At 66.2% G+C, this 14,678-nt stretch carries 11 protein-coding genes; all 11 read left to right on the top strand.

Annotation, left to right across the window (positions count from 1 at the left end):
- Window position 1 precedes the first annotated feature (1 nt).
- From tssF to EJ070_RS37330, 11 genes are read left to right on the top strand one after another with little or no spacing between them, the layout of a single operon-like run.
- Window positions 2-1,876 (top strand): type VI secretion system baseplate subunit TssF, encoded by a 1,875-nt coding sequence (gene tssF, locus EJ070_RS35480; RefSeq protein ID WP_126095507.1) that lies wholly within the window; start codon window positions 2-4, stop codon window positions 1,874-1,876.
- Entirely contained in the window at window positions 1,840-2,919 is a 1,080-nt protein-coding gene (gene tssG, locus EJ070_RS35485) for a type VI secretion system baseplate subunit TssG (RefSeq protein ID WP_126095508.1), read from the top strand. Before tssF ends, tssG begins: the two co-directional genes overlap by 37 nt.
- Complete coding sequence (tagH, locus tag EJ070_RS35490) at window positions 2,919-4,373, top strand: type VI secretion system-associated FHA domain protein TagH (RefSeq protein ID WP_126095509.1); 1,455 nt, start codon at window positions 2,919-2,921, stop codon at window positions 4,371-4,373. The genes tssG and tagH overlap by 1 nt, the downstream gene beginning before the upstream one ends.
- Before the next feature lie 3 nt (window positions 4,374-4,376).
- Window positions 4,377-4,829: a type VI secretion system lipoprotein TssJ gene (tssJ, locus tag EJ070_RS35495; protein ID WP_126095510.1), complete on the top strand. Its 453-nt coding sequence runs from the start codon at window positions 4,377-4,379 to the stop codon at window positions 4,827-4,829.
- 37 nt (window positions 4,830-4,866) lie between these two features.
- On the top strand, window positions 4,867-6,201 hold the full coding sequence (gene tssK, locus EJ070_RS35500; protein ID WP_126095511.1) for a type VI secretion system baseplate subunit TssK: 1,335 nt from the start codon (window positions 4,867-4,869) through the stop codon (window positions 6,199-6,201).
- A 4-nt stretch (window positions 6,202-6,205) separates the two neighbouring features.
- Window positions 6,206-7,534, top strand: coding sequence for a type VI secretion system protein TssL, long form (gene tssL / locus EJ070_RS35505; RefSeq protein ID WP_126095512.1), 1,329 nt, complete (start codon window positions 6,206-6,208; stop codon window positions 7,532-7,534).
- Entirely contained in the window at window positions 7,534-11,073 is a 3,540-nt protein-coding gene (gene tssM / locus EJ070_RS35510; protein WP_126095513.1) for a type VI secretion system membrane subunit TssM, read from the top strand. The genes tssL and tssM overlap by 1 nt, the downstream gene beginning before the upstream one ends.
- Window positions 11,055-11,597: a type VI secretion system-associated protein TagF gene (gene tagF, locus EJ070_RS35515; RefSeq protein WP_126095514.1), complete on the top strand. Its 543-nt coding sequence runs from the start codon at window positions 11,055-11,057 to the stop codon at window positions 11,595-11,597. Before tssM ends, tagF begins: the two co-directional genes overlap by 19 nt.
- Window positions 11,597-12,697, top strand: a complete 1,101-nt coding sequence (locus tag EJ070_RS35520; protein WP_126095515.1) for a DUF2169 domain-containing protein — start codon at window positions 11,597-11,599, stop codon at window positions 12,695-12,697. The genes tagF and EJ070_RS35520 overlap by 1 nt, the downstream gene beginning before the upstream one ends.
- Window positions 12,694-13,716 carry a 3-oxoacyl-ACP synthase gene (locus EJ070_RS35525; protein WP_126095516.1) on the top strand — a complete coding sequence of 341 codons (1,023 nt, stop codon included), beginning with the start codon at window positions 12,694-12,696 and terminating at the stop codon, window positions 13,714-13,716. Before EJ070_RS35520 ends, EJ070_RS35525 begins: the two co-directional genes overlap by 4 nt.
- Window positions 13,716-14,678, top strand: coding sequence for a DUF4150 domain-containing protein (locus EJ070_RS37330; protein ID WP_245464771.1), 963 nt, complete (start codon window positions 13,716-13,718; stop codon window positions 14,676-14,678). Before EJ070_RS35525 ends, EJ070_RS37330 begins: the two co-directional genes overlap by 1 nt.

Here is a 14,678-nt window from a genome sequence, read left to right on the forward strand (position 1 = left end):
AATGGATCGGGTCTTCGTGGAATACTACGAAGAGGAACTGACCCATATCCGCGCGCTGGCCGCGGAATTCGCCGACATGCATCCCTCCATTGCCCGCAACCTTTCCCTCGACACGGTGCCCTGCCCCGACCCTTACGTCGAACGGCTTCTTGACGGCGTGGCGTTCCTTGCCGCGCGCACGCGGCTGAAGGTTGACGCCGAGCGCTCCCGCTTCTCGCGCGCCGTGCTCGACGTGCTCTATCCGGATCTGGTCACGCCGGCGCCGGCAACGGCGATGGCGGTGCTGAAGCCGGGCCAGCAGGTGCAGTCGATGATCGCCGGCCACTCGGTCGGGCGCGGCACGCGGCTGGTCTCCAGCCTGCATCCCGGGCTGTCGACACGCTGCACTTTCACCACCGCGCAGGAGGTCACGCTGTGGCCGATCGCGATCACCTCGGTCAGCTATTTCCAGGACCGCAGCGGGCTGGCGGCGGCGGGCATCGGCCCCGTCGGCGGCGTGCGCGGCGAAGCTGCGCTGCGCATTGCGCTTGCCCGGACCGGAAAGGGCAAACTCAACGAACTCGCACTTGATCGCCTCGATCTCTATTTCGCCGGGCGCGCCAAGGCGCCTCTCATCTTCGACGCGATCTTCGGCGCCTGCTCGGCTGTCGGCGCGCGAGCGGAAGGCAAGACCAATCCACTGTCGGCGCTCGCCGAGCCTGAGATGATCGGCATCCGCGACGACGAGGCGTTGATGCCCCGCACCCGCCCGACCTTCGAGGGATACCGGCTGCTGCGCGAATATTTCATGATCCCCGAACGCTTCCACTATGTGCGGGTCTCAGGCCTGCAACCCGTGGTGCGCAAATGCGAGGCGGGACTGGAGATCATCTTCCTGTTCCGACGCCCGGTGCCCGAGCTCGCCGACGTGACGCCGGCCGATTTCGAGCTCTTCGTGACGCCGCTCATCAATCTCTTCGAGCGCGAATGCAACGTCATCGAGATCGATCCGCGCAGGACACGGCAAGTGGTGCATGCCGACCGGACGCGGGCGAGGGATTTCGAGATTTTTCGCGTCACCCGGGTGGAAGACGCCGACGCGGAAGGCAGCGAGGCCGAAATTCCCGAGCTTTTCAGCCTGGGGCAGAACCGCGGCAGCGGCTGGGTCTATTCGACAGAGCGGCGCCCGCGCCGGGCCACCGAAGACGAGCGGCGCGACGGCCTGACCCGCACCTCCTATACGGGAGACGATGTGTTCCTCGCGGTCTCGCGGCCCACGGGGAGCCCAGCCAACCGGCCGCTCAGGCGCCTCGACGTGATGGCGCTCTGCACCAACCGCGATCTGCCGATCCTGGACGACACCCCGACGCTGACGCTGGAGACGGCCGACCCGGTCGAGACAGTCAGGCTGCTCGGCGCGTTGCGGCCGCCGCAGCCGGCGATCCCGGCATCGCTGCCGGCGGGCGCCGAAGGCGAATCCCGCGCCGACAATCTCGCCTGGCGGCTGGTGGCGCAGCTCTCGCTCAACTTCCTGAGCCTCGCCAAGGAAGGCCGCGGGGTTGACCCTTTGCATGCGCTGCTCGATCTTTATGCCGACCGCGGAGATCCGAGCCTTGCCCGCAACGTGCATTCGATCACCCGCATCGACTCGCGCCCGGTCATCGAGCGGCTCAGGATCGACGGGCCGATGTGCTTCGGACGGGGCACGGAGGTGACGCTGCATGTCGACCAGTCGGTGCTGGCGGGGCAAAGCACGCTGCTGCTTTCGGCCCTGCTTGCGCGGCTGTTTGCCCGCCACGCCGGAATAAACGGCTTCGTGCGGACGCGCACGCGGCTGTTGCAGAAGCAGGAGGATGTGCCATGGCCGATGACGCCCGGCAATCGCTACCTGATCTAGGCAGATCCGCTCCCAACGCAACGGGCCCGAGCGGGGCCGAGGCGCTGTCGGAGGGCTTCGACTTCTTCGAGCTGCTGCGCCGGCTGGAGCAGAAAGGCGGGCTGTTCGGCTATTCCGGCCAGGCCAATCGCGAGCCGGCCCGGCTCGGCCAGCATGTGCGCCTGAGCTTTTCAGCCAGGGACGTGGTCAAATTCCAGGAGGCTGGCGAAAAGGCGCCGGCGCGGGTGACCGTCGCCAATCTCGGTCTGCTCGGCCCTGAAGGACCCATGCCGCTGCATCTGACGCGCTGGGTGCTCGACCGGCTGTCGCAACGCTGGTTCACCGGCGCCGACGCGGAGCAGACCAGCGACACGACTTTCGTCGATTTCGTCAACATCCTCCAGCACCGGATGATAGCGCTCTACTATCGGGCCTGGGCGGACGCGCATCCGGCGGTCCAGGTCGAACGTTCGGTCGGCGGACGCGTCCGCGCCATGCTCGAAGCCATGGCGGGGATCGGGCTTCCGGGCACCCAAGATCCTGAGCTCGACATGGTTCGGCTGCGCCAGGCGGGATCACTCGCCAACCAGGTCGACGGCGCGGAGCGGCTGACGCTGTTCCTCGCCACGGCCTTCAAGGTGCCGGTTCAGATCAAGGAATTCGTCGCCGCCTGGATCACCATACCGGCGGCGCTGCAGAGCCGCGTTGGCAAGGCCTATGCGGCGCTCGGCCGCGGAGCCACGATCGGCCCGCGCGTTTTCAGCCGCCAGAGCCGGATCGAATTGCGCGTCGGCCCACTCAGCTTCGACGACTTCAAGTCATTCCTGCCCGGCGAACGGCGCCTCGCCGTCTTCAAGAAAGCGGTCCGCGACATGATCGGGGAAGCGCTGGATGTCGATTTACGCATTGTGCTTGCGCGCGACGCCGTGCCGCCGCCCCGTATCGGAACCGTCCAGCTCGGCCGAACCTCCTGGCTTGCGCGCCCCGCCGAGAGGGGCGACGCCGACGATCTCAAGCTGCGCACCATCGTCGGCTGGCGGCCGGAAATGGCGGAGGTGGCCTGATGAGCCTGCTGCTGACGCTCGAACAGGGCCCACGCTCCCAGGTGGTGAGACAGACCCGGCTGGACGAGGGCGAACTGGTGATCGGCCGCAGCGCCGATGCCGGCTGGCAGATCGACGACCCCGACATGTTCGTCTCGCGCGCGCATTGCAAGATCAGCGGCGGCCGCGACGGCTACTTCGTGACCGACACCTCGAGCAGCGGGCTGTTCATCGACGATTCCGACAGCCCGCTCGGCACCGGCAGGTCGACGCGGCTGCAGAGCGGCATGCGGCTGAGGTTGGGCGACTACGTTCTCTATGTCGAGGTTCAGCCAAACGCGAGCCAGACGTCGGTCGGTCAGGTCGCCAACCAGTCCACCCCCGCATGGGCGCCACCGCAGCCGCGGCCTTCACCCAGCATCGGCGGCGACGATTTCTTTTCGGCCAAGGTCGAGGAAGAGCCGCGGCGGCCGCGTCCGGCCGATCTGCCAGACCCGTTCGAACAGCCTGCGCCCGGCGCTTATGATCGAGCTTCGAACCAGCGCAGTTCGCCTGCCTTCGACGACCCGTTCAGCCTCGATCCGGTGGCGACGCCGGAATCCAGCGATGCCGCGGCGCCCGGCCGGTCGGATCCGTTCGGTTTCGACGAGATGCCGTCCCGCGACAGCGCGACGGAGCCGGTGCCCACACCGGCCGACTTCGATGACGATTTCGGGTTCGGGCCGGCTGCGGCGCCTGCCTCGGCCAACGGCGCCGATCCGGCCGGTCGTGGCGAACACCCGGCTGAAAAACCGCAGGCCGCTCATCCCTGGGATATGCCGAGCCAAGCGGTCGAGCCTCCTCCGCCGCCGCGCCCCGCCCCTGCTCCCAAACCGCCCCGTCCGGCGCACGCGGCACCCGCTACGGAGATGGCGCTTCGTGCCGCGTTCCTGCGCGGCATGGGTGTCGAGGAAGCCGATTTCCCTGGCCGCGATCCGGTCGTCGAAATGGAGAAGTTCGGCCGCGAATACCGGCTGATGCTGGAAGGGCTGATGCAGCTCCTGCGCAAGCGCGCCGAGGAGAAGGGAAGCGCGCGTGTCGCCCAGACGATGGTCGGAGCTTCCGAGGTCAACCCGCTCAAATTCCTGCCGACGGCCGAGGATGTCATCGTCACCATCATCTCGGAGCGCAGCCCGGGCTTTCTCTCCGGCGAGGCGGCAATCTCCGATGCGGTGCGCGACCTCGCGCAGCACCATGTGCGGGCCTGGCGGGGCGTGCAGGCGGCGCTGCGGCGCATGATCGACCGCTTCGATCCGGCGGCGATCGAGGAAGAGCTGAAATCCAATTCCGCGATCGGCAATCTGCTTTCGGGCGGGCGCAACGCCAAGCTGTGGGAGCTTTACCAGAAACGCCATCGCGACATCGCCCAGAGCGCGGAATCGAGCTTTCTGGGCGAAATCGGCGCGGACTTCAGGGATGCTTACGAAGAGGAGTAGGACATGATCGACAGACGCGAATTCATCGTTGCCCTCGGCGCGACGGGGCTGCTTGCGGCTTGCCAGAGCGGCCCGCCGAAACCATCGGTTATCTCGGTCAATGTGAGCGGTGGCGCCGGCATGAATCCGGGACCGGGCGGCGGCGACAGGCCGGTGACCGTGCTGGTGATGCGGCTCGCCAGCACCGGAAAGTTCAATTCGGCCGACTATTTTGCGCTGCAGGGCGACGCGGGCTCGGCGCTCGGCGCCGATCTCATCGGCTCCGACTCAATCTCCGTCGCGCCGGGAAAGACCGCGGCCAAGACCATCACGGTCGAGCCGAACGCGACGGCGCTCGGCTTCGTCGCGCTGATCCGCGAACCTGGCGGCAGGAACTGGCGTACGACCAAGTCCGTGTCACCGGGGTCGAAATTCACCATCAATGTCAGCCTCGGCAGCGGCGGTATTTCCGCCTGACGGCCAGACAACAGGTAGCAGTGCAGAGAGCAGCAGCATGAGCGACGCAAACAGGGTGCTGTGGTCCGAGGGGCTCTTCTTGAGGACCCAGCACTTCCAGCAGCAGGACCGGTTCTTCGAGGCGATGGTGCGCGGCACATTGCAGGCCGGCCAGCTCCACACGTTCGGCTTCCAGCAGCTGACGCTCGATCAGTCGCTGCTCGAGGCAGGCCAGATCTCGATCGTGTCCGCCCGGGGCATTTTCCCGGACGGCACGCCCTTCTCCATCCCGGAGCTGATGGACGCTCCGAAGCCGCTGCCGGTGACGGCCGACACCGGCGCCGGGCCGGTGCTGGTCGCCCTGCCGCTCGAGCCGCCCGGCGGCGTCGGTTTCGACCCGGCGCACGCGGCGTCGACCGGCGCGCGCTATCACGGCAAGATCGTTTCGGTGCGCGATGCCGTCCAGGGCGGCTCCGACCCTGAAGAGATCGAGATCGCGCGGCCGCAGGCGGTGCTGCTCGCACCCGGCAAATCGGTCGGCGGCTACACCGCGCTGCCGATCGCCGACATCAAAGGTGTTCGCGCCGACGGCGGCGTTTCGCTCGACGAGAGCTTCCTGCCGCCGACGCTGATCACCGGCGCGGTCGCCTGGTACCGGCAATTGCTGCAGGAAGTCGTCACCGGCCTCGACCAGATCGCCGAGGCGCATGGCAAGATGGTGATGGGCGGCCCCGGCCGCAGCGTCGAGGACCTCCTGATGCTGCATCTCGCCAATGCGGCGCGGCCGCGGCTCGCGCACATGCTGGCGCAGGACGTCTTCCATCCGGCCGAGCTTTATCTCGAGCTTGCCGGGCTGGCCGGCGAAATGGCGACCTACGGTTCCAGCGCGCGCCGGCTTGGCGAGTTGCCTGCCTACGATCACATGGCGCCCGGGCCGGCCTATATGGCGCTTGCCGACGCCTTGCGCTCGCTGATCCTGAGCCTGCGCTACATCGAGCCGAAATCGCGCGCGCTGCCGGTCATGCGGCACGCGACCAATGTCTGGAAGGTGCGCATCGACAATCCGAAGCTTCTGGTCGCCAGCCGCATCGTCATCCGCGTCGGCTCGGAGTTGTCGGAGGACGCGCTGCGCAAGATCTTCGTCAACCAGGCAACCGTGGGGTCGGCCGACCAGTTCGAGGGGCTGTGGAAGTCGCGCCTGCCCGGCATTCCGCTGAAGCCCCTGCACTCGCAGCCGCGCGAGATCCCCTATGACGGCGACCGGCTGTGCCTGGAACTGGATCAGAAGAGCGAGCATTGGGCTTCGCTGCTCGACGCCCCCGGTTTCGTCATCGGCGTTTCCGGTGTCCTGCCGAGCGAGCCGCAGGTCGACTGCTATTCGGTGAACAGGTGAGGCCATGAGCCGGGATGATCCCTTCGGACTGTCGGAGGATCGCGAGCGCACGCGCATCAGGCTGACCGGCGCGTCGCCGCGGCCAATGGCACCGCTCACGCCGGGCGCGCCGGTGAAGCGGGCGCGCGCGCACCCCAATACGCTGATCAACACATTCGCGCCGCTGCTCGAATTCGCGCCGGAGCTTGAAAGCGCGCTGGCGCCCGAGAACCCGGAGGTGCTGCGCACGCGCCTGCTCGACGAATTGGTCCGGGCGCGCGATGCCGCGATGGCGGCGGGATCCTCGCTGGAGCGGGCCGACCAGGCCGCCTGGGCGGTGGCGGCGCTGCTCGACGATCTTGCGCTCAACACGCCCTGGGGCGGCGCCAGCGCATGGCCGCGCCAGCCGCTGGTGGTCATGCTGCGCGGCGACGTCGACGCCGGCACGCAGTTCTTCTCGCGTCTCGACGAACTGGAGCGGCATCCGAACCGCGACCGCGAAATGCTGGAGCTGCAATATTACTGCCTGGCTCTCGGCTTCCGCGGCAAATATCGCGTGCCCGGCCGCGCCGGCGACCGCTCGCTCAACGCCGTCCGCGTCGCGGCGGCGCGCTTCCTGCGCAACGCCGACGCCGAAGACGCGCCGCTGTCGCCGCATTGGAAGGGCGTGACCGCCTCCGACGAGCCGCAGCGCTTCATCGTGCCGATCTGGGTGATGGCGCTGGCGGCCGTGGTCATTGCCGCCGCAACCCATATCGGCCTTTCGATGGGGCTGAGCAGCCAGGCGGTCGAGCTCTCCGCTCTGGTCCGCGCGCTGCCGCCGCCGCAGCGCGCGGATGTCGCGCGCGCCGCGCCCAAACCCGACGCTCCCGAACCCGAGCCGCCGCAGCCGGTCGATTTCGCGTTGCTGCCGGAATTCAAGGCCGAGGCGCCGGACAGCCTCAAGGGAGCGCTGAGCGGCACGGAGAGCGTGTCACTGGCCAAGCTGGTCATCCAGTCTTCCAACCCCGAGCTGTTCCAGTCGTCGCGGCCAACGCTCACACAAGGCTACGAGCCGCTGGTCGAGTCGATCGCCAAGGTGATCCTCGCCAATCAGGAGCTGATCGGTAACATCACCGTCGTCGGCCATACCGACAATGTGCGCCTGCAAAGGTCGAATCCGCTTTCGACCAACCAGCGGCTGTCGGAAGCGCGCGCCGAAACCATCGCCACCCTCCTGGTGCAGGCCGGCGTGCCGCAGGAGCGCATCCATTCCGAAGGCCGCGCGGAAACCGATCCGGTCGCCGACAATTCGACGCGCGAGGGCCGGGCGCTCAACCGGCGCGTCGAGGTGCTGGTTGAGAAGAGGCTGTGATGTTCATCCTGCGCTTCCTCTGGGCCGTTCTGACCTCACGCTTCCTTTGGACGCTGATCGGCATCGCGCTGTTGTCGCTGCTGATCTGGGTGTTCGGCCCGATCGTTCAGGTCGGCCCCTATGCACCGTTCGAATCCGACAATGTGCGCATCGCCATCATCGCCGGACTGATCATCCTGTGGCTGATCTGGGTGATCGTCGCCCAGCGTCGCGCGATCCGCGCCAATCGCATGTTCGTCGCCGAGATCGCGGCACCCGTGCAGGAAAAGCAGCTCACCCCCGGCGAGGAGAGCGTCGCCGCGGTCGGCGCCAAGTTCGGCGAGGTCATGGCCGAGCTCAAGCGGCGCAAGCTCGGCGGCCGCAGGTTCCTGCGCGAGATGCCGTGGTATGTGATCGTCGGTCCGCCGGCCACCGGCAAGACGACAGCGCTGCGCCAGTCTGGCCTCAGCTTCCCGATCGACCTGACCGATGACCTGCAAGGCGTCGGCGGCACGCGCAATTGCGACTGGTTCTTCTCGGAGACAGCGGTGCTGATCGACACCGCCGGCCGCTACGTGCAGCAGGAGAGCCAGCCCGATGTCGACGCCACCGAATGGCTTGGCTTCCTCGACCTGCTTAAGAAGCATCGGGGCCGTCGCGCGCTCAATGGCGTCATCGTCACGCTGTCGATCGATGCGCTCTCGGAAGGCGACGAAGCCATCAAGGCGCATGGCCGCAAGATCCGCCGCCGGCTGGCGGAGCTGAACGACCGTCTCGAAATCCGCCTTCCCGTCTATCTGATGCTGACCAAGGCCGACCTGATCAAGGGGTTCGAAGCCTTCTTCGGCGGCTTGTCGACCACCGCGCGCGAGCAGGTCTGGGGAACGACCTTCCCCCTCGACGTGCGCGTCGACGCCAAGGCAATAGAAAACGAGCTCGCCGCGCTCGCCACGGAGCTGGAGCGGCGGCTGGTGCCTCGGCTCGAGGACGAGGACAAGCTTGGCGCGCGCGCCGAGATCTTCCGCTTCCCGGCCCAGCTCGCCAGCCTTTCCGAGCCGATCCAGGTGCTGATCGAGGCGATGTTCGGCGAAAGCCGTTACGAGGAAGCCGCCTGGCTGCGCGGCCTCTACCTAACATCGGCGACCCAGGAAGGCGCGCCCATCGACCGGCTGACCGCGGCGTTGTCCTCCTCCTTCGGGCTGCCGCCACGCCGCGCCATGCTTTCGCCACGCGTCGAGAAGCGCAGCTTCTTCCTGCGGAATCTTTTGACCGAAGTCATCTTCAAGGAAGCCGGCCTCGGCACGTTCGATCCGCTGGCGCAGCGCCGCCGCGCCTGGATCTGGCGCGGCGCGGCCACTGCCTGCGCGCTCGTGGCCCTGCTCGCCGGCGGACTGTTCACCTGGTCCTATCTCGACAACCGCAATGCCATCACCGAGCAGGCCGGCCAGTTCGAGGCGCTGCAGGCGCCGCTGACCGACGTTTCCGCCGCGCCGGCATCCGTGGAGCAGCCGACGATGGATGGAGCGCTGGCCGCGATGGATGCGATCGCAACGGCCCGCACCGCGCCGCCGGACGCACCCCACAACCTGCTTGGCCCGACCGCCTCGGCGGAGCTCGTGCGCGCCCAGACCGACACTTACGACCATGCGCTGCGCAACGTGCTCGAGCCACATATGGTGGCGCTGCTCGAGGCCACGATGTGGCGGCAGATCCGCGATCCGGATTTCATGCTCGGGGCGCTCAAGACCTATCGCATGATGACGGGCCTGTCGCAGATGGACACCGACTTCGCCCAGAACTGGTGGGCGAACAGCCTGCCGGAATTCGCGCCTGCCCCGCCCTTCCCCACGGCGGACGCCGAAGAGCATCAGCTTGCCGCGATCCGACGCATGGCGGTCGACGACAGCTATATCGCCCCCGACAAGGAACTGGTGGCAGAGGCGCTGAAAACGGTGTGCACGATCTCACTGCCGGAGCGTGCCTACAAGCAGCTTCTCGCCGACTCCGAAGTGGCGGCCGTCAAGGAATGGGTGCCCGCCAATTTTGCCGGACCGAACGGCGCCAAGGTGTTCGCGCGCCGCTCCGACAAGACGCTGCGCGTCGGCGTTGCCGGAGCCTTCACCTATGCCGGCTTCCATGACGCCGTTCTCGACCGGGTCGAGGATGTGGCGGCGCAGGCGGCACTCGATCGGGCGGTGTTCGCCGGCGGCTGTTCGGAGAACTCCGAAACCTCGGTCTCGGCGCTCTCCGAAGACATTCTGAAACTCTACTACGACGATTATATCGCGCAGTGGGACAGTTTCCTGCGCGACATGCGGCTGGCGCCGCTGAGCGACCTCAACGTCGCCAGCGAGAACCTCAAGGACCTTTCAAGCGCCGATTCCGCGTTGAAGCGGCTTTTGAAGGCGGTGGTCCAGGAGACTGACCTGACCCGATCCGACGAAGCGCCGGCCGACGACAAGGGCGGCGCCGCGAAGACCGGCTCGAAGCTCTTGAGCAAGCTCGGCAAGCTGGGCAAGGTGGTGAAGACGGGAGCGAAATTGCTGCCCCGCGCGGGCTCGGCCGATCAGGTCGACATGACCGGCAGCCTGGTGGCCGCGCACTTCAAGCCGCTCAAAGGCACGATCGCCGAGGTCGACGGCCAGCCGCCGGCGCTCGACGCGGCCGTGGTGGCGCTGACGGCGCTGTCCAACGTCTTGCAGACAGTGACCGCCAATCCCAACCCGCAGGACGCCATCAAGAAGCAGGGCGGCCTCGCCGAACTGACGGGCGCGGTCGCAAGACAGGCGCAAATCCTGCCCTCCCCGATCAACGACTGGCTGGGCGGGATTGCCGGCGATACAAGCGGCCTCTCGCAAAAGGCCGTCACCAATGAGCTCAACGCCATCTGGCGCGCGGACATCCTGCCCTTCTGCCAGGCCGCGCTCAACAACCGCTATCCCTTCAGTCCCGACAGCGCGGTCGACGTCAATGTGCGCGATTTCCAGCGCCTGTTCGGGCCGACCGGGCTGATAGACGCCTTCATCAACGATCATCTGATCAACTATGTCGACACCGCAAGCGAGCCCTGGAAATGGCGGGCGGATTTCGGCCTCGATCCGGCGGCGCTGGCGGCGTTCGAACAGGCAAGGCACATCCGCGACGACCTGTTTCCCGGCGGCACCGGCCCGGTCATGAACTTCACGCTGGAGCCGAAGGACCTGTCGCCCAACGTGGCGCGCGTGACGCTCAACCTAGATGGCCAAAACCTCGTCTACTACAACAACGCGACAAGGCCGCAGCCGATGACCTGGCCGGGCAAGGACGGGACCGGCGTGATCTCGCTCGCCTTCCAGCCGGTCGACGGCTCGCCCGAGGTGATGCTCAACGAGACCGGCAGTTGGGCATGGCTGAGGATGCTGCGCGGCGGCAAGTTCAACGGAACCAAGCTCACCGACGTCTACAGCCTGAGGCTCGGCACGAAAGGCATGTATGCCGATTTCGAGCTCAAGGCGGCCAGCGTCGAGAACCCGTACACGCTCGAAATGTTCAAGAAGTTCACATGTCCACCGCAGATATGAATATACCCGGCTTCTACGGCAAGATGCCCGCCACCGGCGATTTCGTGACGCGGCGGCTGCCGGCGGATTTCGTGCGCGTCTGGGACCGCTGGCTGGCGCAGCATGTCGTGCCGCTGTTCGGGCTCGAAGCCTGGCCGACGGATACCGCCTTGCGCTTCGTGGCCGGCCCGGCCTCCTTCGGCGCATCGATGGGTATCGTCGTGCAGAGCGCCGACCGGGTGGGGCGGCAGTTCCCGCTGAGCATCGTCGCGCGGCTTGCCGAGGCGCCTCTCAAGCTGGCCTATGCCGATGCGTGGTTCGAAGGCGTCGAGAATGCGGCGCTTGCCGCGCAACGGGGTGAACTGACGCCAGATGAATTGGATTCGGCGCTGGCCGCCCTGCCCGCGCCGCCCATCGACGAGGATGGCGATGTCATAGACGACCTCGTCATGTGGACCGCGCGCACGGATATTTTCGACGTCGATCCGCAGGCGCCGCAGCCGGCGCTGGAGCGGATCTTCGCCGCGAGTTGGGAGACGAGCTGATGCAGATCTGGAACCAGATGGGCTATCCGCACCAATTCACCATGGGTATGGACAAGGCCGGCCATGAATGGCTGGTCGTGGTGGTGAAAGGCACGTTCGACTTTCCGTCGAAACCGGGCGGGCTGGTGCAGAAGTCGGCAGAGCAGGTTCCGCTGGTCATGGCTGATACCCAGACCGGGGTGCCTGGCTATTCGGCGACGCTGTGGGAGACGGACTTCGCCTTCCGCAAGCCGCGCTGCGATGTGATTGCCAATGGCTGCGCCTATGCACCGGGTGGACGCCCGGCGGAGCGCGTGCCGGTCGGCATCAAGGTCGGCAACTGGTCGAAGCTGTTCGAGGTCGTCGGTCACCGCGAATGGCGCGCAATCGGCCCGGTGTTCACCGCGACCGCGCCGCAGCCCTTCCTGAAGTTGCCGATTTCCTACGATGTCGCCTGGGGCGGTGTCGACCGGCTAGACCCTGAGGACACCCTTCCCGCCAGCTACAAATACAACCCGGTCGGCACCGGCTGGTCGCGTACCAAGAACCAGCGTCTCATCCCAGGCCTGCGGCTACCGAACACGCAAGCTGTCAACGAGGAAATCCGCTCGCCCTTCGGCGACTACAAGCCGATGAGTTTCGGACCGATGGGCCGCGGCTGGCCCGGCCGCATCGAGTTCGGCGGAACGTATGACCAGAACTGGATTGACAACGTCTTCCCGTTCTTGCCTGAGGATTTCGACGAGCGCTATTTCCAGATGGCGCCGCCGGACCAGCAGATCGACCTGCCGCGCGGTGGCGAGGAGGTGGTGCTGGTGAACCTGACACCTGAGGGACGTGTGAGCTTCCGGCTGCCCTCAACGGCGCTGCCGATCACCTTGTTCAAAGGCAATGAGAAGTCGTTGGAGGCGAGCGTCTCTCCGGACACGATCCTGCTCGACCCGGAGAACCGTCGCTTCTCGCTCGTATGGCGCGTTTCGCAGCGCATCCACAAGACTATCCTCGATTTCTCGGAATGCTGGGTCGGCCCGCCGACGGAGTCGATGCTGCGCGCGCGTGCGACTGGCAGGGAATATGTCCGTAGCGACGGGACCGCGCCCGAGGAGGTAGAAGACGCATGAGTACGAGGCTTGACATAGCCTCGGTCGGCATGGTGACGGCTGTCGGTCTCGATGCGCCTTCGGCCTGTGCCGCGATGCGCGCGCGCCTCGATGGCTTCCAAGAGACGAGATTCGTCGGCTCGGGGACCGATTTGCTGATCGGCGCGCCGGTGCCGTTGCCGCGAGGCTGGATTGGCGAAAAGCGCATGGCGCACCTGGCCGCAGCCGCGATCTGCGAGGCGTTCGAGGCCGTCCCGCAGGCACGTGGTCAGACCGCGCTCATCCTTTGCCTCGCCGAGGAGGATCGCCCGGGCCGTCCGGCCGGGGATAGCTTGCGTCTGCTCCGCAGCGTTTCGGAGATCACCGAAATCGAACCCAGCACGCGCTCACGCATCGTCGCGCACGGCCGGCCCTCCGGGCATATAGCACTTGATCAGGCGCGCAGGATGATCGCGGCGGGTGAGGTACCCTATGTGATGATCGCGGGCGTCGACAGCTACCTGACGGCACCTGCGATCGCTTATTATCTTGGTGAGAATCGTCTGCTTGCCGCTGACAATCCAAACGGCTTCATTCCGGGTGAGGCCGCCGCCGCGATCCTGTGCACGCGCTCGCGCGGCGACGGCCTTCGCCTCTTCGGACTGGGTTTGGCGCGTGAATCCGCAACGATCTACAATGCCGAGGATCTGCCGTTGCGTGCCGACGGCATGACGTCGGCGTACAGCGCTGCGTTCAAGGAAACCGGCATCGAGATGAATCGGCTCGGCTACCGCATCGCGGACCTCATTGGCGAGCAGTATTGGTTCAAGCAGAGCGCTCTGGCGAGCTTGAGATTGCTGCGCGGCCGTCACGATTTTCAGGACATCTGGTCGCCTGGCGAATCCCTCGGCAACGTCGGCGCAGCCGTGGTTCCGCTGATGATCGGCATGGCCTGGATGGCGGCCCGCAAGGGATATGCCGCCGGAAATCCAGTGCTGATCGAGGCATCGAACGATGCCGGCGCCTGCGGGGCGGCAATCCTCGCCGCGAGGGCAGCCTGATGACTGTCTACGCGAATGGCCTCGAGGTTGCCTGCAAGGCACAAGCCAACAAGGTGATCGCCGCCTTTCCGGACGTCTGCTTCACACCCCCTGAAAATCCTGCAACGCCGCCTGGCGTGCCTATTCCCTATCCCTCGTTCGGACTCGATTCCGATACCGACAATGGCACCGGCACCGTCAAGATCGGTGGTCAGACCATCACCCAGAAGAACAAATCGTACTACACCAAGACCAGCGGCACAGAGGCCGGGTGCGCCGCCAAGAAGGGAGTGATCACCTCAGTCAATACCGGCAAGGAGTATGCCGTCGCCTGGTCGAGCGACGTGAAAGCGGATGGCGAACCCGTCAGCCGCATGACCGACCTGTCGACCAACAATCATGCTTCGCCGACCGGCAACGCACCGCCTTGGCCGAAGATCGGAAAGTTGAAGGTGGGCAAGCAGTCCTGCACGTCAATCCTGGCAAAGCTCGGCATGAAGGTGCACCGTTATGGCGACGCAAGCAAGGAATGCGCGTCCAACCAGCAATCGGACCATATCCTGCAGAATGCCTGTTTCCAGAATTCGCGCGGTGGCCAAGCCATCAGCACGACGCCGAGCTATACGATGAACGATGCGCCCTGCGTCTGCCTCGAAGACGCAACTGATCCTAACACCGAGCATGGCCGAAAAACGGCCGCTCAAGGCGAATGGGCAAAGGCTCAGCGCGCGAAAGGTACGAACCCCACTTACGAGGAAGTGCGGGAGGCCAACATGGAGGCCATGAAAAAGGCCAAGAACATCCCGGATGGGCCAAGAGGTAAAGAGCACCCCGCCATTGAATGCCTGAGGATGATTTGTGACATTCACTTCAAGGAGATGATGGGCGGACCGGAGAAAAAGAAAGACAGCACCGAAGCGCGCGCGCCAGCGACCGGCAAGTTCAAACCGACCCCCACGAGTACGGTTCGCAGAGGCCGCTGA

The sequence above is a fragment of the Mesorhizobium sp. M1E.F.Ca.ET.045.02.1.1 genome (assembly GCF_003952485.1).
In the GTDB taxonomy this organism is placed as follows: domain Bacteria; phylum Pseudomonadota; class Alphaproteobacteria; order Rhizobiales; family Rhizobiaceae; genus Mesorhizobium.

Coding starts and splice junctions, on each gene's coding strand:
- tssF (WP_126095507.1), top strand. CDS start 2: ATGGATCGGGTCTTCGTGGAATACTACGAAGAGGAACTGACCCATATC.
- tssG (WP_126095508.1), top strand. CDS start 1,840: ATGGCCGATGACGCCCGGCAATCGCTACCTGATCTAGGCAGATCCGCT.
- tagH (WP_126095509.1), top strand. CDS start 2,919: ATGAGCCTGCTGCTGACGCTCGAACAGGGCCCACGCTCCCAGGTGGTG.
- tssJ (WP_126095510.1), top strand. CDS start 4,377: ATGATCGACAGACGCGAATTCATCGTTGCCCTCGGCGCGACGGGGCTG.
- tssK (WP_126095511.1), top strand. CDS start 4,867: ATGAGCGACGCAAACAGGGTGCTGTGGTCCGAGGGGCTCTTCTTGAGG.
- tssL (WP_126095512.1), top strand. CDS start 6,206: ATGAGCCGGGATGATCCCTTCGGACTGTCGGAGGATCGCGAGCGCACG.
- tssM (WP_126095513.1), top strand. CDS start 7,534: ATGTTCATCCTGCGCTTCCTCTGGGCCGTTCTGACCTCACGCTTCCTT.
- tagF (WP_126095514.1), top strand. CDS start 11,055: ATGTCCACCGCAGATATGAATATACCCGGCTTCTACGGCAAGATGCCC.
- EJ070_RS35520 (WP_126095515.1), top strand. CDS start 11,597: ATGCAGATCTGGAACCAGATGGGCTATCCGCACCAATTCACCATGGGT.
- EJ070_RS35525 (WP_126095516.1), top strand. CDS start 12,694: ATGAGTACGAGGCTTGACATAGCCTCGGTCGGCATGGTGACGGCTGTC.
- EJ070_RS37330 (WP_245464771.1), top strand. CDS start 13,716: ATGACTGTCTACGCGAATGGCCTCGAGGTTGCCTGCAAGGCACAAGCC.